Genomic DNA, 22,734 nt, shown 5'->3' on the forward strand with positions numbered 1-22,734 from the left:
ATCGGCGGCGCCGAGACGCTGACCCTGGGCGACTACCGGATGATGCCGCGCGCCACCTTCTGTCAGCCGCAGGTCGCCAGCTTCGGTCTCACCGAGCAGCAGGCGCGCGACGAGGGTTACGACGTGAAGGTCGCGACCTTCCCGTTCACCGCGAACGGCAAGGCGCACGGTCTGGGTGATGCCAGCGAGGCGCTGCAGGAGGCCATTCACGGCCTGGCCGGACACATGATCAACTTCTGATCGGGGTCGATCGAAGGTCATGCCGTTTTGCCGGTGGCTCGGCGGGCGGGAGCGTTTCCCGAAACCCGAGGGCTATCGCGGCGTGGTCGATTGGCCGGGCGCGGGCCTGAGAGGTAGCGCGCCAGTTCGGATTCGGGCTCGCGTGGCTTCCAAGCCGCCGCGTGTGAAGGCCGTGAGCCAGTCCACGAAGTCGGCTTCGGGCAGGTCGATACTGTCGGCGACCCGGTTGGCCTCCATGGCCGCGCCCCAGGTCATGCTCGCTATCAGCCTGCCCACAGCGCCTGGTTCGTGGCCGTCCCGGCGGATGGTGTCGTCGATTACGTCGGCTATGGATTCGATGAGTTCGTCGAGTACGCGGTGGCCCATTGCCGGATCGGGACCGTCGCCACTGAGTACCGCGTTCACCACGCGTGAGCTCTCTGGATTGGCTCGAACGTAGCTGGTGCCCGCGCCGAACGCGATGGACACCATCTCCGCCATCTCACGACCAGGCATGGTCGCATAGACGGGCAACATCGCCGCGCTCATGGCCGCGGCCTCACGCTCGAACAGGCGGCGAAAGAGCTCCTGCTTGGAGCCGAAGTGTGCATAGAGCGTGGGTTTGGTCGAATTCGCGTGCTGAGCGATGGCGTCCATGCTGGCGGTGCGGTAGCCATGCGCGGCGAACACTACTCGAGCCGCGTCGAGGAGTTCATCGTCGGTCGGACGGCGATTCGTGGGAGGCATCGCTACCAGAATCGCATGCGGACAGCGCGACCTTCGGTTGCAGGGCGGTGGTATGCGGTCGCATACGCTTTACTAATGAGTAAAGCGTATGGCACTGTTGGTCTCGATCGCGCCCGAATCACGGCGTGGAGAGCTCCAATGGAAAGACCTGGGTGACTGACGTGCCATATGGATGGAGACTCGGGTTCAGTGCCCTATCGATGGCGATGGTCTGCGCACTGGCTCCCGCGCATATTGCGCAGGCTGCCCCGGAGAACGCGGTTGTTCCTGCATGGGCCGATGCCTGGCAGAGCACGGTGTACTCCGCCGTCTCCAGCGAACGCGACGTGCCGATCACCATGAGTGACGGAACAGTGCTGCGTGCCGATATTCACCGGCCAGCCGATTCGGACGGTAGCCCCACGGAGGCGCCCCTGCCGGTCGTCGTGGTCATGACCCCCTATACCAAGCAGGCCAGCGTCCCAGTGGCCGGTTCCGGCGCGGCTGCGGGTCAGATGGGGGTCACCTCGGAACTGGTGCGGTCGGGGTACGTGGAGGTGGTGGTGGATGTGCGTGGAACGGGTGCCTCGCATGGGCTTTGGGATGTGCTCGGACCGCGTGAACAGGACGACACTGTCGAGGTGATCGACTGGGCATCGCGGCAATCGTGGTCCGATGGAACGGTCGGTATGACCGGTGCGTCCTACCTGGGCATCGCCGCTGTTCAGGCCGCCGCACATCGCGCCCCTGCGCTGAAGGCGATACTGCCGATCGTCCCGGGTTCGGATCTGTTCCGCGATATCGTCGGCACCGGTGGCGCGATCGGTTCGGGATTCATGCCGTTGTGGCTGGGCATGATCAACGCCAGCCGAGTGGTACCGCCGGTCACGCGGCATTCGATGGTAGCTTGCATGCCGACGCCCCAGCGGCCTTCACGAAAATGACTATTGTTCCTGGGGCGCGCAACTTCTGCTCGCGCCAAGCCATCGAAGGTACCGCGGGACTCATTCCCCTCCTCGGCACAGCCTGTGAGCTCGACTCCCGTTTCAACGAAGCCGATGCCCTCACCTTCACCACCGCGCCGGTCTCCTCGCCCGTCATGCTCTCCGGCCCGACGAATCTGCACCTCAACACTGTCCTGGATGCCCCCGACGGCTTCTGGTCCGTTTCCCTCAACGATGTAGCCCCGGACGGAACCTCCACTGTTATCTCCACTGGCCAGCTCACCGCGTCTCTTCGTGCAGTCGATCCCGCGCAAAGTACCCAGACCCCAGATGGAAATTATGCGGACCCCTATCACCCCCTGGACCTCAGCGATCGCGACCTCCTGATCCCCGGCCAACCAACTACCGTTGAAATCGGCCTGCAGGCGACCGAAGCCGTCATTCAGCCAGGTCATCGCCTCCGCCTCGACATTTATGCCTTCAACTTCCCCCGGGCACTCCCGATCGGAGCCACCATGGCTGCCAGCGCGCTGAGACCTCAGCATGTCCAACTCGACCCGGATGCTCCGAGCTACCTCGTCCTTCCGTTCGCGGACACCTCGAACAAATAAATACGCACAGATAGTTCCGCCCGGCCCGGGTTGAAGGACACCTGTACAGGCGCGTTGTGCCCAACAATCGCGTGATAGTCTGAGGCGCACTTTCGGGCAGGACTCTGCATATGGGCGAAATCGACTCGTTCAAAACTCAACGTCAAGTCATTACCGACGTCACAGCAGAACTGGCAGAAGCCGGATTCACTGACGCCCATGAGATCGGGCGTGGTGGGTTCGGTGTGGTGTACCGGTGCATACAGGCCGAGTTGGCCCGGACAGTAGCCGTCAAGGTTCTCACCGCCAGCGTCGACGAGGAGAATCAGCAGCGATTCTTCCGCGAGCAGCGAGCAATGGGCCAGCTGACCGGACATCCGAACATCGTTCCTGTCCTGCAGGTGGGTACTACCGCGTCCGGATTTCCCTATCTGGTGATGCCCTACTATCCGCAAGACTCGCTTCATGCGCGGATCCGGAATCGCGGTCCTCTGTCGATCGAGGAGGCCCTGAGCGTGGGTATCAAGATCGCCGGGGCACTCGCGACCGCGCACCGGCTCGGCATCCTGCATCGCGATGTCAAACCCGGCAACATCCTGGTCACCGACTACGGTGAGCCGACGCTGACAGACTTCGGCATCGCGCGTCTCGCCGATAGTTTTCGCACCGCTGCTGGCGCGGTAGCGGGTTCGCCGGCTTTCACGGCACCAGAAGTGCTGTCGGGAGACGAGCCTTCCCCGGCAGGGGATGTGTACGGTCTCGGCGCAACGTTATTTGCCTCGCTGACCGGACATGCGGCCTTCGAGCGGCACAGCAACGAGCAGGTAGTGGCCCAATTCCTGCGAATCACCACACAGCCGGTACCGGACCTACGCCCGTACGGCATTGCCGAGGATCTCGTGCAGGCGATCGAACATGCCATGACGCGTGATCCGGAGGAGCGGCCCACCTCGGTCACCTTGGGCGAGCAACTACAGCAGGTCCAAGCTGGGGGCGGGTGGTCGGTGGATGAGATGGCACTCCAGGTCGAGGCCGGTACTCGGTCGAATCAAGGTTCTTCTGTGGGCCTGGTTCCGTTGGCCCCCGGAAAGTCGCGGAAACAGCGTCCGTTGCCGATCAGATCTGCGGTCGGGCGAACGAGAACACTTCCTCTGGAGATGACGAGCTTCGTCGGTCGCCGCACGGAGCTGACCGAGGCAAAGAGGCTGCTGGAGAGTTCCCGGCTCGTGACCCTGACCGGAGTCGGTGGTGTGGGAAAGACGCGCCTGGCGTTACGCCTGGCGACAGCTTCGCAAAGGGACTTCCCTGCCGGGGTGTGGCTGGCAGAACTCGGGGAACTACGCGACGGCGCGCTCCTGCCGACAGTGATCGGGGCCACGGTAGGTGTCCGAGCCCGCGGCCGACCGGCACTCGAAGCGCTGGTCGAATACGTCGGGTCACAACAGATGCTGCTGGTCCTCGATAATTGCGAGCATGTCGTGGACGACACGGCAAGGATCGCCGAGCGGCTGATCCTGGCCTGTCCAGAGTTGCGAATCCTTGCCACCAGCCGGGAGGCCTTGGATGTGCCCGGGGAGACGGTGATGCGAGTTTCTTCGCTGCTTGTTCCCGACCCGAATCGGCAGCCGTCGCTGGTGACTGCACCTCGGTACGACGCGGTCACCCTGTTCGTCGAACGAGCATCTGCCGCAGTTGCCGATTTTGTGCTCACCGACGACAATGTCACGACCATTGCCGAAATCTGCCGTCGGCTCGACGGACTTCCTCTGTTGATCGAATTGGCGGCGGCCCGTCTGCGAGTGCTCTCACCCGAGCAGATCCTGCAGCGGTTGAACGATCGCTTCACGCTCCTGGCCAGTCGCAGCCGCGGTGTCCCGAGCCGCCACCAGACAGTGAGATGGTGCATCGACTGGAGTTATTCCCTGTGCAGTCCGGCCGAACAAGCAGCCTGGGCGCGGACGTCGGTGTTTGCCGGCAGTTTCGAGCTCGACGCTGCCGAAAAAGTGTGCAGGTGTGACGGCACCGCAGAGGATCTGCTCGATCTACTTACGGCACTGGTGGACAAATCCATCCTCATTCGCGAGGAGTCGAATTCGGTGGTGCGATTCCGGTTGCTCGAGACGGTGAGCGACTACGGTCGCGAAAAGCTCTATGAAGCAGGAGAATACACGGACCAACAGCGGCGGCATTATGACTGGTACCAGCAGTTGGCAGAGGACGCTGCGGCACATTGGATCGGCCCTACTCAACTCGACTGGATCGCCCGCCTCGACCGTGAAGGACCCAACTTGCGGGAGGCGCTGGACTTCTGCCTGACCGGTGTCGAGGAGAATTCCGACGCCGCGTTGTCGTTCGCTGTGGCGTTGCGGCTGTTCTGGCTCGGTCATGGCCAAATGGATGAAGCTCGCTATTGGCTCGAGCGTGCTCTGGCCACCAGTTCTATGAATGCCACGCCGGTCCGGATCAAAGCATTGCAGGGGGCGAGTATGGCGGCGGACATCCAGGGTGACCCAACGACGGCGGCCGCGCTGGTTCTCGAGGCGCGGACTCTGGCTGACCGGACCGATGACGAGGTGGCGCAGGCTTACGCAGAATTCGCTCAGGGCATCCATGCGGTCTTCAGCAGTGACCTGCAGACTGCACAGGCGCCTCTGGCTGCCGCCCTCGAGAGGTTCGATGCGCAGGATGATGTCTACGGGCAGGTTTCTGTACTTCTGTCGCTCGGCTGGATGCACGAATTGCAGGAGGACAGTGCAGGAGCCCTTGCACATCACGAGAAGGCTCTCGCGATCGTCGAATCCAAGCAGGACGAGGTCAACCGGGCCACAGCATTGTGGGCGACAGCGGTTGCCGCCTGGCATCAGGGTGATCGGGAACGTCCGTCGCAGCTACTACGGCAGGCACTGCGTTCGGCCAGGCAGCTGAATGACCCACTCATGGCGGGTACGGTCCTGGAGACTCTGGCCTGGATCGTCGGCGCCGAGGGGGAAGCGCGAAAAGCCGCCGTCTACATGGGCGCGGCGAAGGCGCTATCCCGGGCCACTGGGAGCTCGACGGCGCTACTTCCGAAGCTGGCTGTCCACCATGAGGACTGTGAGCGGGTAGCCCTGCGTGCGCTGGGCCGACGATCATTCGAGTCGGCCTGCCGGGAAGGTGGCTCCATGGATCTCGATGCCGCGGCCGATTTCGCCTTGGGAGAGCAGCCGCAAGCCTCGGGCCCAGGACCCTCGTCCGGACTGACCAAGCGTGAAGACGAAGTCGCCCAGCTGGTTGCCGAGGGCCTGACAAACAAGGCCATAGCCAACCGCTTGGTCATCTCCCAGCGAACCGCACAGGGACACGTCGAGCACATTCTGACGAAGCTCGGATTCACCTCGCGCGCGCAGATTGCGGCATGGGTCGCCGAGCAGAGTCGGCCCCCGAGCGGCTGAAGGGCCCGGGGTTCCAAGCCAGTCGCAGCACGATTGTGGTGCACCATCGCTCATCGGCGAACACGACGTTGATACTTGGCAGGTCAAAACCAGCTCGTGACAGGTTGGTGAGGTTGGAGCCCGAAAGTTTGGAAGCAGTCCAGCGCTGTCTCGACACGGGGTCTGGTGCTCTTCTGTGGGCTCTGCCGGCCACTGATATTTCTGGCGGTTCATGGCGGGCCGGTTACCCGGCGGACCACCCGGCGTCGACCGGGACGATCGCGCCGTTGACGAAGGATGCGGCGTCGGAGGCGAGGAAGGCGGCGACTGAGGCCATTTGGTCGGGTTGGGCGAGGCGCTGCTGGTTGAGTTCGATGACGGGGCGTAGCCGAGCCATGCCTTCGGGATCGAAGTCGGGTGCGATACCGGTCATTGTGGGGCCGGGGGTATAGCGTTGCAGCGGATGCCGTCACCGGCGTGGGCCCAGGCGACGCTGCGGGTGAGGCCGATGACTCCGTGTTTGGACGCGGTATAGGCGATTCCGGCGGCGCCGCCGCGGATGGCGGCTTCGGAGGCGGTGTTGACGATAGCACCGGTTGCGCGGCCGAGCATGTGTGGCAGGACGGCTTTGGTGAGCAGAAAAGTGCCGGTGAGGTTGATGTCGATGACTCGCCGCCACTGATCGAGCGAGGTGTCGGCGGGCAAGGCCATGCGGTCCATGACGCCGGCGTTGTTGCACAGCACGTCGATTCGGCCATATGCGTCCAGAGTGCGCTCGACCAGATGGTGTACTGCGTCGGGATCGCCGATGTCGGTCTGAACGGCGAGAGCCCCGGTGCCGAGCTCGGCGACAGTTTCTGCTGCAGCGGCCTGGTCGATATCGGCTACCACGACGTAGTGGCCGGACCGGGCGAAGACGCGGGCCATTGCCCTGCCGATACCGGATCCGGCGCCGGTGATCACAGTGACGCGGTGTTCGGTGGTCATCGTGCGGTCTTTCGATGTGGCTCAGCACTGAGTGACCGGTCCTCGGCCTGGAACGGTCCCTCCGGTGTGCTCCGGGATGTCCGGGTCGGTGCCTGCGCCGCCGGATCGTGCTCGGTGAGCAGCAGGGCGGCGAGCCGGTCGAGGAGATCGACGGCTTCTCGTGCGGTGTCGGTGTCGCCGAGCGTGGCGGTGAGGGTGGCGTCGATGGAGCGCCGCCGTCGCTCGACGCCGCGGGTGAGAGGTGTATCGGGATAGATCAGGGTGCGGCGGCGGTCGGTGGGATCGGTCTCGGTGCGCAGCAGTCCCCGGTCGACGAGCCCGGCCACGAGTGTGGAGACGTGGCTCTGGACGAACCCGGTGCGTTCGCAGAGTTGGCGGATCGAACAGCCGGGGTGCTCCACGACTTCCCCCAGTACGGCGGTTTCACCTGCGGAGGGGATTCGGTCGCCGGGATAGGTGCTCGCGTGACGAGCCAGCTCGACCAACCGGCGCCCGAGCCTGTTCAACTGCCTACCGTCCATGTGCTTCACCCTACAATATTCCATCGGTACCGATGCATCTGATATAGATTGATTGGTGAAAGCGTGGACAAAGGAACCCCGGCGAGCCCTGATTCCCGGATTCGCGGAAGGGTTTCGATCGATCGGGCCGATGGCCGTGGTAGCGACCGTACTGGTCGCCGGATGCTCGACCGGGGAGCCCGATCCCGGGCCGTTGCACAAGGTGATCAGCGATTCCGGCGGCAAGCTCGTGGTCGACCCATCGGCCCGATCGGAGGAGAAGGTGACACTGGCGCAGTTGCCGGTGCCACCTACCGCGCCGTCGACGGAGCCCGGTGCGTGCACCGCCGACGTCAACCCCCGGCACACCGGATGTGTAGACCCCGGGTGGGGCGGATTCGGCTCGATCGGCACCTATTGGCCCGATAGCGATCACATACTCGTCGGTGTGAACTTCGCCGGGGCCCCCGCCGAGGGTCCAGGAGCGGATTTCAGCGGCCCGCAGGTCCTACTGGTGAAAACCGACGGCACCGGTTTCCCTGGCGGGGACGGCTACAAATGCCTGACCTGCGGTCATCCCGCCCCGCCGCGACCGAATGACCCGTCCACCGACTACAGCAATTCTGTCGCGCTGACCTATCCGATCAATGGGTTCCGTGACGGCAAACGCGCCCTGGCGGGCACCAACATCATCGACTGTGGTGACTACCGTTTCGCCGACGAGCAGTGCACGCCCGACCGGATCCGGATCCACCCCCTGGTCTGGGACGCAGACACGGGACAACCCGGGACGCTGCGAGAGCCGCGCTTGAACCCCGACGATAAACATCTCGGTTTCAGCTATATGGTCCAGAGCGATAATCGGTACGAGCAGATCCCATTCATGGGCGAGCTGGTCTTCGATCCCGCCCGCGGACGCTATACGGTCACCGACGTGCGGGCGTTGCACAACCCCGACCCGAGATATCAGCCATATGTTGTGGACGGGGAGGAGTTACGGTTCAACCCCGCCGGGATGATCGGGGAGTTCCGCGGCTGGAACCACGATGGTACGGCCGCCCTGGGCATCCAGCATCACCAATCCGGCAGTATCGATGCCTGGTCCACCGACAATCGCACCGGGCAGTCACGGGTACTCACACCATTCGCCGGCTACACCGATCCCATGGCCGCCTCGCCCGACGGTAAATCCTTGCTCGCAGAGCAGGTCATCGGCTCCGGAAGAGTCGACTTCATCGCCGGCATTCCGGGTATTCCGCCGATTGTCGAACAGATGCCCACCACCGGGCACGTTTCCGGTATCCGCAACAGCGGCAAACGCCGCTACTTCACCCCCTACCTCGTCGATCTCGACACCGGGAAGAGCCAGCAGGTCAACGCCGGTGGTGATCCCAACTGGAATGCCGCCGCCGACCCGGCCTGGCTATCGGACAGCACCGGGGTGGTGTGGACGGAGAACCTGGCCACCGTACCCGACTGCGGTGGCGCCGATCCCACGGTGTGCCCGGAATCCAGCGAACCGGGCGGACGGCGTAGCCGCGTGATGCTCGCCCGGTTCGACGACGCTACGCCTGTCTCGCCGCAGCCCGTGGCGCCGGCGCCCGAGGCGGTATGGGGCGTGGAGTACCGGCCCGGTGACCCTCTTCCGCCGCGACCGCATCTGCCAGCGGGCACCTACACGATGCGGGGTGCCGAGCAGGGGAGCGCTCGGGTTGTGGTCAGCGAAAACGCGGACCGGACGTTCATCACCGAAATCGCAGTGACCTACACCGGGTACAGCGATCACCCCGGCATCGTGGTCGATGGCGCCGAACGCGTACACCGGGCCGGCCGGATCGGTTTCGAGCCGATCACCTGGCACAGCGACCTGACCGTTTCCGGTATCTACAACGGCACCAAACGGACCAGCGAACCCGAAGGATTCACCCTGCACCCTGGCACTATCCGTAATGATTTCGAAGCAACCGGCACCATGACCACCACGCTGGATGGGCACAGCTATACCCAGCCCATCAACGGCACCTGAAAGCTTCGCACACGATAGCCGGCCCGACGGAATCCGACGCTGCTACCGCAACCCCGGTGGTGATGACGAAATTCGCGACCACGTATTCCGTTGTTCCTCGGGCGGGGTCGAGGTTCGCGAACAGAACCAGTTCGATGGTGCGGTCATTCGGGACTCCGCTTCAACACGTGTGCTGGTTCCTGGCCCGACCGGAGGAGTCCGAAGATATCCCCTGAACGCGCGGAGCCAGCATCTCACTCTCGCTGAGTGCAGGGAGATCTCGTGAGGACTGGCCCTGGGCTGCGCAGCGCGTTCGGTCGCGCCGACGCCTTCCAGGGGTGCGAGCAGTCTCACGGCCCGCCCACGTCGCTCGGATGCGATATATGGGTTCAGGGCCTGTGTGGAGATGGAGGTGACTGTACGACGAATCGCCGGCCCGTCCTAGTCGATCAGGTAGAGCAGACCCCATCCGCGTTGTTGTGCGCGTGTGAGATATCTCAACATCTAGCTTCGCTCGGATCCCGTACTCCGCCGCAGGCCAGCGGGTGAAAACGCGGTTCTGGCAGAAATATCAACGGGGTGGCCGGGTATCTAAGGGGTCTGCCGCTGTGCCTCGCAGCGGGAGGCACTCTCCGGAGAGAATCTCAACGCTGTCGAGACGACCACGATGTACGCGTCGGGTGAGGCCAGCGCCGGAACGCGAGCTCCGGCGAAAACCTCGACCGGGTCGAACAGACTGCCCAGGTGGTCGATCGGCATCCCTCGCCGGAGCTCGCGCTCCGGCGAGAATCTCAACGTCAACAAGGACTCTTCAACGTCGACAAGGACGGGAGCCGACCCCGGCGAGGATCCTGGCCGCAACACAGGCTGGTTTTCCGGCGATTAGCGGTAAAGGCTGGCGCGGCTCAGGGCTCCGAGATGCCTCTCGGCATAGGAAGGCATGCTGTGGAGAGGACTTCTTAATGCGCGGTTCGCGACGAGTGTCCACCCGTTATTCTATTTGTAGCACGTGTTGCCTGGTGAGTGCGTGGGCGTAGTGGTCGATACCCCCTCTGGACACTTTTTCGACCACTGAACTGCGATTATAGGCAGATTCTATACATCAGTTTCGATATATCCGCAGGTCAAAGCTTTGTGTAGGTGTTAGCGCTCTCCTCGGACACCATTTCTGTGGCATTTCTGCGTCAGCAACCGTGTCTTGGCACCGGCGCCCATACCGCCGCGACCATCGCTGGAGGAGGTGCCGGACCGCTCAGCGCGGGTATGGGACCGCGCTTCGGCGTCGGAGTCGAAGCTATGTCGCCGGAAATGGGCCGGAAACGCATCGAAGATGCTGCTTGGAGGAGGCGGGCTCGATATACTCCTTCGCAATCGATCTGTCCCGCTGGCCCAGGAGGCCCGAAGCCCCTTTGCCGCCACGAGCATTCGCGCCCGAGCTGTCGGCCGACCTTCCTCGGTATTCCGAGACCAAGACTCGGATCGGTCGTCCCTACTGGTCGATCGGATCGAATCGTCTCGGGATCGAAACGATGTCAATGTTCTGAGGGGCGAGTGTGGGGTCGCTGGCGTTGCTCGTTGTAGACATGCAGAACTCGTATCTGGTGCAGGATGTCCGGGACGCCTACGGATGGCCACCGTTGTGGAAGCGCGATGAGGTGGTCGCCGCGTGCCGGTTCTTGATCCGGGAGGCGCGGTCGTTGGGGGGTGCCGGTGATCTAAGTTAGGTAAATGCGACATCGAAAGGTACACCTTTCTCCTTGAGAAGGGCCGCGACGCGGCCCTGCGCTCCGTCGGGTAGGGCGATTGCGAGCAGGCGGCGTGCCCGTGTGGTTGCTACGTAGAGCACCCGCAGGCTTTCAGCTACATCGGGTGGATGGGTTCCCTTCATCCAGGCATCGACCAGACTGCTGGTACGGGCGTCAGCGGGCACGATGACGAGTACGCCGTCTTCCTCTTCGCCTTTGACCTGGTGGACAACGCTTTTTCGGGTGGGTGATGTGGAGTTGAGTACTGGAGCACCGCCAGCGTCATGCGGAGTCTTGTCTTGGAGTGAGGAGGTTGCGCGTAGACTCCCGCTTAGGCTCAGTCGGCTGGCGCCGGGATACGGGGGCAGAAGCTTCAGTTGGGTGTTGGTCGCTTTGCACCAAGCTGCGAATGTGCCTTGATCCAGTTCTGGGACCGACGTGGCTAGCCTTCCTGCTTGCTGACGGAGTCGCCATGAGTCCAGGTTGAGGATGTCGCAGATGGCGGCGACGGAGCGGTTGTCGGTCTCCGGGTCGGTGTACCAGTACCGGAGGAGGGCCTGTTGGAGAATATCGTAAGCCGTTTCTCGGAGCGTCCTGTTGTTGTGGCTGGACTTTGCGATCGCCGCCGCCCAGGCGATGCGAGCGGAGTAGTTGGTAGGGGGTTGTGGAGTTGACACTCGGGAAACGGTGGGAAGGCTTGCGGCAGAGTGTGCGAGCACGAGGCGTCTCTGAGCAGGAATTCCAACTCTGTCGGCGTGGTCGTTGAAAACTGTGAGGGCGTCGTCTGGTTTTGAACCGTCGGTATGGATCAGCAGGATCGCGGCTTGTTCGTTCTTGTGGGGGCCCACGGGATCGTCATGGGGTCGTGCGGTGATGGCGGGTCGCAGGGTGGCCGCGAGTCCACAGACAGCGGGACTGCTCCGCCAGTTTCCAGCTAAGTCGATCTGGCTTCCCAATGTTCCGGCGAAGGCACGGATGCGATCGGGAAGTGCACCGCGGAACTCGTATATGGCCTGGTCGGGGTCGCACACAACGACCAGATTTATTCCGGCATCGCGCAAGTGGCTCAGGATGGCGAGGTCGTATGCCGAGCAGTCTTGAGCTTCGTCGACGACGACCTCGCAGAATCGTCCGGCGATCATTGCGACAGCGTCTCCCTGACGCTCGTTGAGAGTTCTGAGTGCGCGAATGCGGATCTCGTGGCCGGTGATGTAGCCGCTTTTGGCCAACTCATCCCTCTTTGCGACTGCAGCCGACGCTGCGCTGTCGAGGAGCTCCTGCATGGATAGTGCTCTATAGGTTTTGAGGTTTCTCTTCTTTGGCTGTAGCCGAGCGGTGCATTGCTGCGCACCGGGCTCCCGGCTCCACTGGAAATCGCTCAGCATCACTGTGTGTGCTTTCGTACCGTAGCCGACCTGGGTACTTGCGTTGATACGGTCCCATGAGTCGATACGGTGCCAGAGTCGATCTGGTGTGAGGAACGGGCGGACGAAGTACCGCCAGAGGAAGGTGTCGATGGTGCCGATGTAGTTGGGGAATGATGCAAGTTCAGGCTTGCCGGACTCGCGGCACCGACGAGCGATCTCGTCGCAGGCGACATTCGTGAAAGACAGAACAGCGCGTGCGCCACTCGTGCCGGCCAGATGGCGATCGACGATGACTCTGGTTTTTCCGGCACCGGGGCATGCCTGTACATAGAGCGGTCCAGGGTGTTGGACCGCTTGTTGTTGGCGCTCGATAGCTGTGGTGATCGAGTCGGCGTCTGTCATGGCTGCGCCTCTGCGATCCAGCGGATGGCGGAGCTGAGGTACTCGGGCACGACGAAGTTCGGCTCTGCCGCGCTCAGGTCAGCGATGTCCTGTGCGAAGTCGCCTTTGCGGAGTTCTTTGTCCTCGAACGCCTTCTGGAATTGTCTGAGGAGCTGGGCGTGGTCGTCAGCAGACCTCATCTCCTGCCATGCTCGAGGTCCGGCTACCGGCTTCTGCTTATTGAATGCAGCCTCCACCACGGACAGATTGGCCGACCCGGCGCCCAACAGTTCAGGTTCCAGGGTTGGGTGGGCGACGAACACCTCTAGCAGGTCGGCGGCACCGAGATCTCTTGCTAATTCCATAAGGTCTGCTCGTCGATCATATTGGAGCTTGGGATCCTCATCGGTAATCACCGCGACTCGCTCTGCGATGCGGCCTCCCCCTGAACGTGTGAGGAGGACCCGTATATAAGGTGCGAAGTCGACACCGTCGATGGCGACGATGCTCGTGCCGACGAACCTCGCCCAACTCGCGCGAGCCCTGCCAGCGGGATCATCGCTAGCTACCTTCGCCGGACGGAACAATGGCGTTGGGTCAGGTTGTGTGAGTACTCTGCGCGCGAATACTGGCAGGAGCAAGGATTCCGCGATGCCTTCGACGAGGATGACGCGAGGGCCGAAGAGCATCGCGCTGCGTGTGGCGTCCAAGTAGCGCTTCAACTTTGCATGGCCGCCATCTAGATCGAGTTCGCCCAGTGCAATAGCCTTGGTCTCGTACAGGCTTGCGGTTTGGCCCACCGCGTTACGTGCATCCTCGGTCGGATCGCTCCTGTTGCCTTCGTCGGCTGGCACGAGGCGATGACGTTTAAGAATTACAAGGTCCTCCACCTCGGCCGCCGTAGCGATGAGCGGGGAGTGCGTCGTCACGACAACCTGAATCCTGCCAGCGAAGTCAGGAGTCGCAGGTTCCTTGGCAGATGCTTTGGCGGCATCGGACAGATACTCGATGAGCAGACTCTGCAACTGTGGATGGAGATGTGCCTCGGGCTCTTCGACCAGGAAGACCGTTAGATCGTGGTCACGGGCAGCTCGAAGTTCTGCGATAACGGTCGCAATAAACAAGAGGTTGGCGTAACCCAAACCGGAACTCTTGATGTCTCGCGGATCCAGCCCCCGGTCGTTCATTCGTATCCGAAGGGACCGAGCAATCGACAGCAAATCCGGATCGGTAAAGGAAACATCCGCCATCTGAGGACTTGCGCCAGCAGAAATGTCGGCGAGTGGAGTACGTACAGCTCGCTCGACCCCGTCAAGGATCTTCCCTGCACTCGGGGTGGATCGGAGGCTGTCCAGGTTGCACTTCACGGCATCGACGAATTCGACCTCGCTCATCCCGCTTTCGGACAGCAGATAGTTGAGGACGATCCGAAGACGGTTGCCCGAGCCAGAATTCAGTTCCCGCTGTGCGTCCCGCAGCGGCGGGAGATACACATGTCTCAAGCGGCCGCGGGCCTCAGGCTCAGGGTCACGATCACTGGATCGGCTCTCGCCAGCCAGCCACGTCAGTCTGCCACGAGTCGCCGACCCCTCAGGCGGGGTGAAGGTAACCCGGTACCGGACTGACGCCATATCGTCGAGCACAGCTTGGCTGTAGATACTCAGTTGCTCGCGAGAAGACAACTCGAATGTGGCCGTCAGCTCAGCCGAACCCGCACCAGGCACGCGAGCTATATCATCGACGTCCCAATAGCGGTCGCGGCGTCCGTCCAGCGGCTCTGTCACCAGCCGCACCGCGTCCAAGAGATTGGACTTGCCGCCGTTGTTCTCACCGATCACGACGGTCAAATGCTCGCGCACTGGCACCTGTACGCTCCGCAACGAGCGGAAGTTGCATGCCTCTATCCAGGCCAGCCTCACCCACATTCCTTCCCACCCACACGACGGTGACTCAGCCAGTGCTCAGATTCCGCCTCGACCATGTCAATTGCTGAAGCATCGAACTTTCGACGGCGGTTGTTACGTGCTCTGCGCGCAACGCGGTCTGCCCCGGGTACTGAACGCATCGCACCACCCGGGGAACCCGGGTCTATCTCAGTAGGGGCTCTGGCCCGCCTTGGGTGATGCCGGTGAGGTTACGGCGGCACGATAGCTCGGTGGACGAGGTGAGTATCCTTGTCGGCGAGATATTTTCGGGTTTGTCTCCACTTGTGGTCGAGGATTTTGGTGTGGCGGGCTCGCGGCTGGTAGTCCGAGCCCGGACTCCCGGTGGTGTGCGACCATCATGCAGTCCTGGCCGGACTCTGCCTGCCTTACAGCAACGGCCCGGTCGAGGGCGTGAATACAAAAACGAAGCTGATCAAACGACAAATGTGTGGCCGCGCCGGATTCCGGCTACTCCGCCACCGCATCCTCCTGGCCTGAAACCAGGACCCACCACCGAAAGTGGGCCAGAGCCGTTACCGAGATAGTCCCAGCGAGGAGAACGTGGGGGGCGCGCTCTACGCGGCTTCCTCGGGCGTGGACTGCGCGTGCGCGGGGTGGTTGAGTGCTCGGCTCAGGACGGTGCCGTCGGTGATGTTGTCGCCGGTGAATCGGAAGATGGTGGTGCGGGTGTCGAGCAGGCGGATGCGAACTTGGTGGTCGTCGATGGCTTCGACGACCCCGTCGAGAACGCCTGCGTATTGGCAGGCGTGGACGCTGCGGTCGCCGAGTTCTACGTCGAGGTCGCGGATCAGGCAGAAGTGGTAGGACTGGTCGGGGCTCAGACCTGGTTCGCCGTCGTGGAGGTTGACCGTGATCTCGCTCGTGGGCCATGTCCCCCGGATCGGCTGGCCTTCGAGCAGTCGGGCGGCCCAGTCGAGGCGTCGTGCTTGGTCGGCGGTGAGGCCTGCTGGCATGAGCAGCCGGTGGGGGAGGTGGGGTTGGACGATGTTCAGGGCGTTCGCGGTGCGGGCCATTGCGGTGATTTCGCGGTCCGGTTCGCCTTTGATGGCTGCGATCGGTGTGATGGTCCGCGGCCCGTAACCAGGCGCCAGGTAGAGCTGGTGAGGGGCGTGCATGCAGGCACAGAGCTGGAGCGTTGCGGCGAGGTCGCCCGGACGGCGGCCGTTGACCTGGAAGTTGTCTTTCATGTCGATCGACACCAGTCGTGTGCCCTGCTGCAGCAGTTCGAGGGTGACGGTGTCGGAGGGGTCGCGCCAGACGGTGCGTCGCCCGGCAGCGCCGTCGGTCAGCTCCCGCCGGGTGAAGAGGACCTCGGCGAGCACATCGTCCTCCCCGGCGAGTACTCCTACCCGGATCTCCCCGTCGTCGGCGATGTCGCTTCCGGATCCCTGCATCGTCGTCACCCCGCCGATCCGGACGCTGCCCCCTTGGTAGGTGCCGCCGAACCCGCCGGGTAGGTCGAAGGTCGCGTCGACGGTGCCCGCGGGCAGTTCCAGTGGTGCGCCGTAGTCGATGAACCGGGTCAACCGGTCGCGGAGGTCGAGCCGGTCTTCAGGGACGTTGAATCGCAGCTCGATCGGGATCGGCCGTTCGTTGAGGCTCTCGCGTGCGCGGGCGAAGATCTTGATAATCAGCCACGACGACTCGACCATCATCGCGCTGATCACGACCAGGCCGGGGGCAGCCGCTGGGGGTTCGTCCGGCGGTAGGTGGCTCATCTCAATGCTGTACCGGTAGTGCGGGTCGTGGGCGTTGATGGCCTTGTGGATGGCCGCGAGATCGGTCTGCAGGTCGATCACGGTCAAAGGCTGACCAGGGTCGAGACGGTCGCGGCGGGCAATGATCGCCGCAAGTGGCTCCAGCGCTGCCGCCAGCCGGTCGCGGCCATCGTGGAGGTAGTAGTCGATGACGTCGGGGAAGCGGCTGGCGAGGTTGTTGAGATGATCCAGTCCGTGCCAGTGGCAGTTGAATCCTGCCTCGGAGGTCATTGTCTGGAACCAGGCGAAGTCGCTGGGAGTCGGCAGCAGCGGGCACACCAAATACCAGGCGGTGATCTTCCAGCCCTCGTCGGCGCTGGTCTGCAGGACGCGATCGAACGATCGTCTGATGTGGCGTTTCTGGCTACTAGTGAGTTTCTGGGCGAACTTCTTGACCTGATAGACGGCGCGCTCGGCCCCGGCGCCATCGGGACCGGCAAGGAACAGGTCGATACCGCCATCGCCTTGGCCGGGGCGCAACCGTAACGTCTCCGGGTTCTGCCGACACAGCAGCATCGCGACCACAGCCTCGACGTCCTCGCCCGATCGCAAACTCCATTCCACCCGCGGCACCGGCACCTCTTCTCTGCAGACGACGATCGCTGATTGCGCGCCAGCAGCGGAGGGCTCCAGCGCTTCCGCCGGACTGTACGGGCAGGTACCGACAGGCCGGCGCACGTCGGCAACGATGGGCAGCTCCGGTGCCCGGGTTTCCAACTTGAAGCTGCGGACCGGCCCGACATGGGCGCAAGAAGCATCTGGCTGCGGTCGGAGAAGACCAGTGCCGCGCGGTCCGGCCCACCACCGCTGCGCCTCATCGGGCTCTGGTCGGTGGGCGGCGTATGCACGCGCCCGAGACTGAGAGCACGGAACCTCACCAGGTGTTGTGGGTGAGTGCTTGGTCGGTGCGGTCGATGATGGCCTCGGCGAGGCGGTCGATGGTGGGGTCTGGGTGGCGCGGTGTGAGCCCGGGGACGACGGGGTCGGAGTTGATCTCGAGTAGGATGGAGTAGAGGCCGTGTGACCAGCTGATGCGCGAGACTCCCGTGTTGGTGGCGATGACCTTGGCACCGGTGCGTAGGGGGATGCGGGTGGCATGGGTAAAGGGTGTGTAGGGGTCGGTGAGGATTTCAGGCCGGGTGGCGTATTCGGCGGAGGCCGCCGCGTCTTGTTCGTTGGGGTGAAGGGTTATTTCGATGGCGACTTCACTGAGGTCGTTGCCGCAGGCATAAGTTGCGTTGCTGTTCGGTGTCGCGTGGTCGGTGAGTGGTTGTTCGAGTTCGTCTGACATGTGCGCGGCGGTCAGCGCATCCGGATCGATCAACAGGCATGCATTGTGGGGCGGGGTTGGCAGGGATTGCTCGGTCGCCGCGGTCGATGTCGGCGTAGTCGAAAAGGTTGGCGGTGTCGTCGTGGGCGCGACTGTGGGCAGGTCGGTGGTGACAGCTGCGCCGGCACGGAGTGTCTCGCCAGTCTTGATGACCCCGAGTACGGCCTTGTCGAGGTCTGCCAACGTTGTTCCTGCGGAGGGGGTCTGGCTGGTGACGGTCCAGTTGCTGTCGACCCAGACGTATCGTTGTTCGCCGGTGTCGTCGTGGGTGGCGGTGTCGAGTTCCAGGTCGCGCAGCAGGTCTTTGGCGTGGGACAGTTCCATTCCCACAAGGTTGGGCATGACTGTGCCGGGGTCACGGCTGGGCTCGCGTTGGTCGCCCAGGAACGCTCCTCCGAACGTCAGAGTGATCGCGATGAGGATGCCCAGCGGGATTGGGTTACGTCCAAGGTGAGGTTGCTCGGTGGCCCGGCTGTGTTTGCGGTCAACCGCGAGAAGGTACAGCACGGGGATCAGGGCCAGTCCGGTGTAGGTGATGGTAGCCGGGAAGCCGATTCCGGTGAACGGTAGCGCGAGTGCTCCGAGGACAGCGAAGCAGAAGAACCCGATCGCACACAGAAACTTCCAGGTCGGCATGACGCGCGCGAGAACGCGCAGCCGCCGCACGCCCGAGATCGTCATCGGGAAACCATACGCACTCGCTGCCTCTTCGATAGCCGCTTGCCGACTGCACAGTGAGTTCACCCCTTCGGCGAGGGGGCTGCTGCACGATCAGGTGTCAATGGTTAGGCAGCCTGATCGGCTGCTGCTGGGGTCATGATCGCTTCGTATTCGACCGGGGTCAACCGGCCGAGCCGGGTTTGGCGCCGACGGCGGTGGTAGGTGCGTTCGATCCACGTCACGATCGCGATCCGCAACTGCTCGCGGGTGTCCCATCGCTGCCGGTCCAGACCATTGCGTTGCAGCAAGCTGAAGAAGCTCTCCATGGCCGCGTTGTCCCCGGCCGCACCGACTCGGCCCATCGACCCGGCCATCCGGTGCCGGTTCAAAGCGTGAACGAAACGCCTGGAACGAAATTGAGAACCGCGGTCGGTATGCAGAATGCAGCCGTCCACCTCACAGCGGCGGGCTACCGCGTTGTTCAAGGCTGCGACCGCGATCCTCGACTTCATGCGCGAGTCGATCGAGTAGCCCACGATCCGGCCGGAGAATACGTCCTTGACCGCGCAGAGGTAAAGCTTGCCTTCACCGGTGTGATGTTCGGTGATATCGCTGAGCCACAATTGGTTTCGTGCTCGTGCTGTGAAGTCGCGTTTCACGAGGTCGTCGTGCACCGGCGGGCCCGGACGCCCGTTCTTGCCGCGCCGGCATTTACCGAACGCACTCCACCAGCGATTGGCCGAGCAGATCCGCCATGCGGTGCGCCCGGCCATCAGTTCACCGGATTCGGCGGCTTCGTCGGCGAGGAACCGGTAACCGAACTCTGGGTCGTCGTGGTGGGCGTCGAACAGGGCGTTCGCGCGATAGGCTTCGGTGACCTCGGAGATGGTGACCGGCGCGGCCAGCCAGCGGTAATAGGGTTGGCGAGCAAGATTGAGTACCCGGCAGGTGACCGCGACGGGGATCCCGTCTGCGGCGAGCTCGCTCACGAGCGGGTAGAGCCTTTTCCCGGGAGATTGGCCCGGGACAGATATGCTGCCGCCCGGCGTAACACTTGGGGCTGCTGCATGGATGGTGACACCTGTCGCATGACCGCGCAGCTGCCCCGCGACGCGGGGCAGTCGCCGGCCTCGCTTGGCGGTGATCCGATCGGTCGTTGCGCAGCCAGCACCAGACGTGGCCTGCGGTTCACCAGCTCCAGCCAGTCGTCGAACTGGTGTTGAAATCGGCTGGACAGTTGAACGACCGGCCGGGCAGGAAAGACCGTTCCAGATAGCCACGGGCCCGTTCGATCATGCTATTGGCTTCCGGATCGGCGGGGCTGCACACGATCACTCGCGCACCCAGGGTTCCCTCGGAATGCCTGACATTCGGCCGTGAGTTCGCTGCAACCAGCCCGCCAGCGGCCGTTCGCCCCCTCGCCGTCCCAGACCAGAACCTTCGGCACCGCTGGCTGATTTCCTGCGCCGCACCCTCGCCCAGATAGATCCCACTCGCGCCGGTATGCCGATCGACAGCCGGATCCGGCGGGTGCCGGGTCTGCGCCGCGAGGAGGTCGCCCTGCTGGCCAGGTTGAGATGTTCGTTACAAACTCCTAAATGCCCGCATGTGGGAGGAAGATGACGTCACCTCTCTCGACAGCAGCCCCATCTCGCCTCGGGTCGCTTGATTGGGGCTGGTCAGCACGTACAGCTGGCTCAGATGTCAAACGATGTGAGTGTGGACACGGATCTCGCAGTCGCGCAGGTGATTGAGTGCGTCCCTGTCGACCGAGCGGAATGGTTGTCTGTCTGATATCAGATGGACGTCTACACGGTCCGCAAATCTCGGCAACGTCTTTATATATCGAAGCCAAACTTCGACGGCGACAGACAGATTCTCACGGGGTGTTGCCGGTGCCAAGCTGAGCCCGGCGCTATCGATTGCGTCCCGAGTCAGCGCTGGGAGGCACACCAGGGTCGGGTGTTCCTCGCCAAACGTGGTCAGATAAATCCTGTTTGGACCGCGGCTGTCTGTCGAGTCGGGGAAGAGTTCGCTGTTGGTCATCGTTAGGATGTATTGGAATGCGGCACCAGGTGTCATGCTGGCGCTGATATCCACTGCGACGATCCCGATGCGACCGATGATGTGGTCCGACCAGCATTTCTTGAGCCAGGCGGTGGTGAGCGATATCGAGTGCGAGCCTGGCTGCAGGTGCTGGGCTAATGCTGCTTCTGTGCTACCGATGACCTGAGTTTCGAGTGTGTCGATTCCGGCTTTCAGGGAGTAAAAGGAAGCGCCGAGAGCGCATCGCGGTTCCCATTCAAGCAGTGAGAGCGTGGCACCCTTCATGTCCTGGATTTTGTAATTCGATCTCGCCTTGGCCTCAACAGCGAGGATGATCTGTTCTGTCGATGCGCCAGGTGCTGCAGAACTATTGGCGTCATCGGCGATAGTGACCAGGATCTCGGGACGGTCTTCAGCGCCTGCGATCAACGAGGCTGGGGGTGTCGATTGGTACTGGTAGTAGCAGCGTAGCTGGCGTCCCTGCTTAAGATCGCAGACCGATATCGCTTCAGGGTTAGTCGAACCAGCCTTGATGTCCCAAACCCGTCCGGTTGTCTTTGGCGACCACTGCTCGATATCGTAGCTATCCAAGACCATAAACAGGATCCAGATCTCATAGATTTGCCAGCGTTGAGTCCAATAGGGTAGGTCGAAGAATCTGCGGAGTTGAGGTGCGTTGACAGTGCGGAACGCTGCCTCAAGGTCGACCACCCCTTTATCGAGATACTCTGCTTTGAAACGGCTTTCGTAGCTACAACCGTCACCCACCCACCCGCGCTGGCACAGTTCAGGTAGGACCGACGGAAGCCTGTCGAGAAACCAGTCGACGTCGCGGTGCGCGCGGTCCAAAAGAGGCGGTGTCGAGGTTTCGGCTTCCAACGCACTTTGGAGAGCCCGCTCCAGGCGCGCGAATCGGAGAGCTGGCTGCCCGTCGCACCCGGTGCACGCTGTCGGCGGAGCTGTGCCGGGCTCGCGTGTGAAGCAAGCCGGTGGCCAGTGCGCGTCGTGACCGTGGGCCAATGGTGTGCGTGCCGGCAGCCGGGCGCGGTCGAAGACTGAAGTGAGCGTCTCCTCGATGACTGTGCGCTCATATGCCGCGTACTGCTTGGGATCGAGGTTCAAACTATTCAGATGATTGTCGGTAAAGGTCGCTGTCAGGTTGGCTACGGCCTGCGTGTGGGCAATTCTGCCGAGCGCGGCGAACACATCTCTAACCATGGCCGCGACCGGCGCAGCTGCTGCTGCCGCCGCGGTAAGTATGGTGGCGGGCTCCTCGGAGGATAATGCCTGTCGAAGGTCTTGGCCCGGTGGGACACCAAACGCTTGCCGCAGGGCCGCGTCGAGTTCCGTGTCATCCATCGATGCATCGAGGCCGAGAGCATCGAGCACATTGTCGACCGAAGTTGAGTCGGCCACGGTTTGCCTCCTGGTCGGGCTAACGTGCTTGCTCGTGAGAAGTGGACTGCAGGAACGGTAGTCAAATGTGGGGCGTGAGGAAAGGTACCTGAGGCTGCGGGTATGAGTCGCAAGGCGGACTCGAGTATTGGCTTAGCTTGGGTTTTAACCTCTGAGCTGCTGTTTTGTGGACTTTCTGCGGGGTCGCGGCTCGGCTGTTTGGGAAGTTTCTTGTCGCTGGCGGTCTTGATGTGCATGTCCTAGCGTGGCGCTGGCCGCTTGTTGCGGTGCACGGCCGGTCGCCCCGGTCCGGGTCGGGAGGGTTTTGGTGCTCTGGCCGGACAGGCCGCTTCCCGGCGGAGGTGCCAAAACCCTGGACGGACACGTGTGGGTGTAAGCCGTTGCGGGGCTGAAGGTTTCTTCCAGGGTCGCCGGATATCGACGGTGAGTTCACGAGCAAGGCGCAGTTGCGTGTAAGCGGTGAGCAGCCAGGTCCATCGGTCTGCGGTGGCGGGGTCGCGGAGTTCGGGGACGTTTCAGCCGAGGGTTTGTTTGAGCATGCGGAAGGTGTGCTCGATATCGGACCGACGCAGAAGCGCCTGCCAGAACACCTTGACCTCGTCGGCGTAGAGATTGAGGTTCCGACTTATATCTCCGGTAGCGGTTTCGTGGTCGGGGTAGCTCCCCGTAGCGTGCCGCAGCGGGCCGGGTGGTTTGACTCCTGAG

General features: G+C 63.0%; 13 protein-coding genes and 5 pseudogenes. 6 read left to right on the plus strand and 12 right to left on the minus strand.

Translation table 11 applies throughout. The features are described from left to right. A pseudogene (locus ACWEWT_RS36335) lies at positions 1-240 on the plus strand (dihydrolipoyl dehydrogenase); the annotation flags it as partial. Positions 241-312: 72 nt separating this feature from the next. Here the strand turns inward: ACWEWT_RS36335 and ACWEWT_RS36340 are convergent. Next, positions 313-966 carry a TetR/AcrR family transcriptional regulator gene (locus ACWEWT_RS36340; protein ID WP_452565440.1) on the minus strand — a complete coding sequence of 218 codons (654 nt, stop codon included), beginning with the start codon at positions 964-966 and terminating at the stop codon, positions 313-315. Between the two features lie 152 nt (positions 967-1,118). On the opposite strand from ACWEWT_RS36340, the gene ACWEWT_RS36345 reads away from it, so the two are divergent. The 3 genes from ACWEWT_RS36345 to ACWEWT_RS36355 all read left to right on the plus strand — a co-directional run bounded on the left by ACWEWT_RS36345 (position 1,119) and on the right by ACWEWT_RS36355 (position 5,910). Next, complete coding sequence (locus ACWEWT_RS36345) at positions 1,119-1,889, plus strand: CocE/NonD family hydrolase (RefSeq protein WP_452565441.1); 771 nt, start codon at positions 1,119-1,121, stop codon at positions 1,887-1,889. Further along, the gene (locus tag ACWEWT_RS36350) at positions 1,886-2,500 is read left to right on the plus strand and encodes a CocE/NonD family hydrolase C-terminal non-catalytic domain-containing protein (protein ID WP_452565442.1); all 615 of its coding nucleotides are present in this window, start codon (positions 1,886-1,888) and stop codon (positions 2,498-2,500) included. Before ACWEWT_RS36345 ends, ACWEWT_RS36350 begins: the two co-directional genes overlap by 4 nt. Before the next feature lie 110 nt (positions 2,501-2,610). Further along, entirely contained in the window at positions 2,611-5,910 is a 3,300-nt protein-coding gene (locus ACWEWT_RS36355; RefSeq protein ID WP_452565443.1) for a protein kinase domain-containing protein, read from the plus strand. A gap of 223 nt (positions 5,911-6,133) precedes the next feature. Here the strand turns inward: ACWEWT_RS36355 and ACWEWT_RS36360 are convergent. Together ACWEWT_RS36360 and ACWEWT_RS36365 are read right to left on the minus strand one after the other, a co-directional pair. Continuing rightward, positions 6,134-6,876, minus strand: a pseudogene (locus ACWEWT_RS36360) (SDR family NAD(P)-dependent oxidoreductase). Continuing rightward, on the minus strand, positions 6,873-7,397 hold the full coding sequence (locus ACWEWT_RS36365; protein WP_452565444.1) for a MarR family winged helix-turn-helix transcriptional regulator: 525 nt from the start codon (positions 7,395-7,397) through the stop codon (positions 6,873-6,875). The pseudogene ACWEWT_RS36360 and the gene ACWEWT_RS36365 overlap by 4 nt, the downstream one beginning before the upstream one ends. 130 nt (positions 7,398-7,527) lie before the next feature. On the opposite strand from ACWEWT_RS36365, the gene ACWEWT_RS36370 reads away from it, so the two are divergent. Continuing rightward, entirely contained in the window at positions 7,528-9,402 is a 1,875-nt protein-coding gene (locus ACWEWT_RS36370) for a hypothetical protein (protein ID WP_452565445.1), read from the plus strand. A gap of 570 nt (positions 9,403-9,972) precedes the next feature. Here ACWEWT_RS36370 and ACWEWT_RS36375 read toward each other — a convergent pair. From ACWEWT_RS36375 to ACWEWT_RS36385, 3 genes are all read right to left on the minus strand, one after another. Next, a complete protein-coding gene (locus ACWEWT_RS36375; protein ID WP_452565446.1) occupies positions 9,973-10,140 on the minus strand; it encodes a hypothetical protein in 168 nt (55 codons plus the stop codon). A 961-nt stretch (positions 10,141-11,101) separates the two neighbouring features. Beyond that, positions 11,102-12,895, minus strand: a complete 1,794-nt coding sequence (locus ACWEWT_RS36380) for a UvrD-helicase domain-containing protein (RefSeq protein WP_452565447.1) — start codon at positions 12,893-12,895, stop codon at positions 11,102-11,104. Further along, positions 12,892-14,793, minus strand: a complete 1,902-nt coding sequence (locus ACWEWT_RS36385) for an ATP-dependent nuclease (RefSeq protein ID WP_452565448.1) — start codon at positions 14,791-14,793, stop codon at positions 12,892-12,894. Before ACWEWT_RS36385 ends, ACWEWT_RS36380 begins: the two co-directional genes overlap by 4 nt. A gap of 357 nt (positions 14,794-15,150) precedes the next feature. Here ACWEWT_RS36385 and ACWEWT_RS36390 point away from each other — a divergent pair. Next, positions 15,151-15,297: pseudogene (locus ACWEWT_RS36390) on the plus strand (transposase); the annotation flags it as partial. Between the two features lie 77 nt (positions 15,298-15,374). On the opposite strand, the gene ACWEWT_RS36395 reads toward ACWEWT_RS36390, so the two are convergent. The 6 genes and pseudogenes from ACWEWT_RS36395 to ACWEWT_RS36420 form a co-directional block, all read right to left on the minus strand. After that, on the minus strand, positions 15,375-17,294 hold the full coding sequence (locus ACWEWT_RS36395) for a restriction endonuclease (protein ID WP_452565449.1): 1,920 nt from the start codon (positions 17,292-17,294) through the stop codon (positions 15,375-15,377). Between the two features lie 157 nt (positions 17,295-17,451). Beyond that, the gene (locus ACWEWT_RS36400) at positions 17,452-18,588 is read right to left on the minus strand and encodes a PASTA domain-containing protein (RefSeq protein WP_452565450.1); all 1,137 of its coding nucleotides are present in this window, start codon (positions 18,586-18,588) and stop codon (positions 17,452-17,454) included. A 104-nt stretch (positions 18,589-18,692) separates the two neighbouring features. After that, positions 18,693-19,699: pseudogene (locus ACWEWT_RS36405) on the minus strand (IS3 family transposase); the annotation flags it as partial. Further along, a pseudogene (locus ACWEWT_RS36410) lies at positions 19,686-20,017 on the minus strand (IS21 family transposase); the annotation flags it as partial. The pseudogenes ACWEWT_RS36410 and ACWEWT_RS36405, both read right to left, overlap by 14 nt. Before the next feature lie 254 nt (positions 20,018-20,271). Beyond that, on the minus strand, positions 20,272-22,029 hold the full coding sequence (locus ACWEWT_RS36415) for a hypothetical protein (RefSeq protein WP_452565451.1): 1,758 nt from the start codon (positions 22,027-22,029) through the stop codon (positions 20,272-20,274). Between the two features lie 515 nt (positions 22,030-22,544). Continuing rightward, positions 22,545-22,734, minus strand: a 190-nt coding sequence (locus ACWEWT_RS36420; RefSeq protein ID WP_452565452.1) for a hypothetical protein, incomplete at its 5' end; no start/stop codon positions are given.

It is taken from the genome of Nocardia sp. NPDC003963, assembly GCF_053605105.1.

Coding starts and splice junctions, on each gene's coding strand:
- ACWEWT_RS36340 (WP_452565440.1), bottom strand. CDS start 966: ATGCCTCCCACGAATCGCCGTCCGACCGACGATGAACTCCTCGACGCG.
- ACWEWT_RS36350 (WP_452565442.1), top strand. CDS start 1,886: ATGACTATTGTTCCTGGGGCGCGCAACTTCTGCTCGCGCCAAGCCATC.
- ACWEWT_RS36355 (WP_452565443.1), top strand. CDS start 2,611: ATGGGCGAAATCGACTCGTTCAAAACTCAACGTCAAGTCATTACCGAC.
- ACWEWT_RS36365 (WP_452565444.1), bottom strand. CDS start 7,397: ATGGACGGTAGGCAGTTGAACAGGCTCGGGCGCCGGTTGGTCGAGCTG.
- ACWEWT_RS36370 (WP_452565445.1), top strand. CDS start 7,528: ATGGCCGTGGTAGCGACCGTACTGGTCGCCGGATGCTCGACCGGGGAG.
- ACWEWT_RS36375 (WP_452565446.1), bottom strand. CDS start 10,140: ATGCCGATCGACCACCTGGGCAGTCTGTTCGACCCGGTCGAGGTTTTC.
- ACWEWT_RS36380 (WP_452565447.1), bottom strand. CDS start 12,895: ATGACAGACGCCGACTCGATCACCACAGCTATCGAGCGCCAACAACAA.
- ACWEWT_RS36400 (WP_452565450.1), bottom strand. CDS start 18,588: ATGACGATCTCGGGCGTGCGGCGGCTGCGCGTTCTCGCGCGCGTCATG.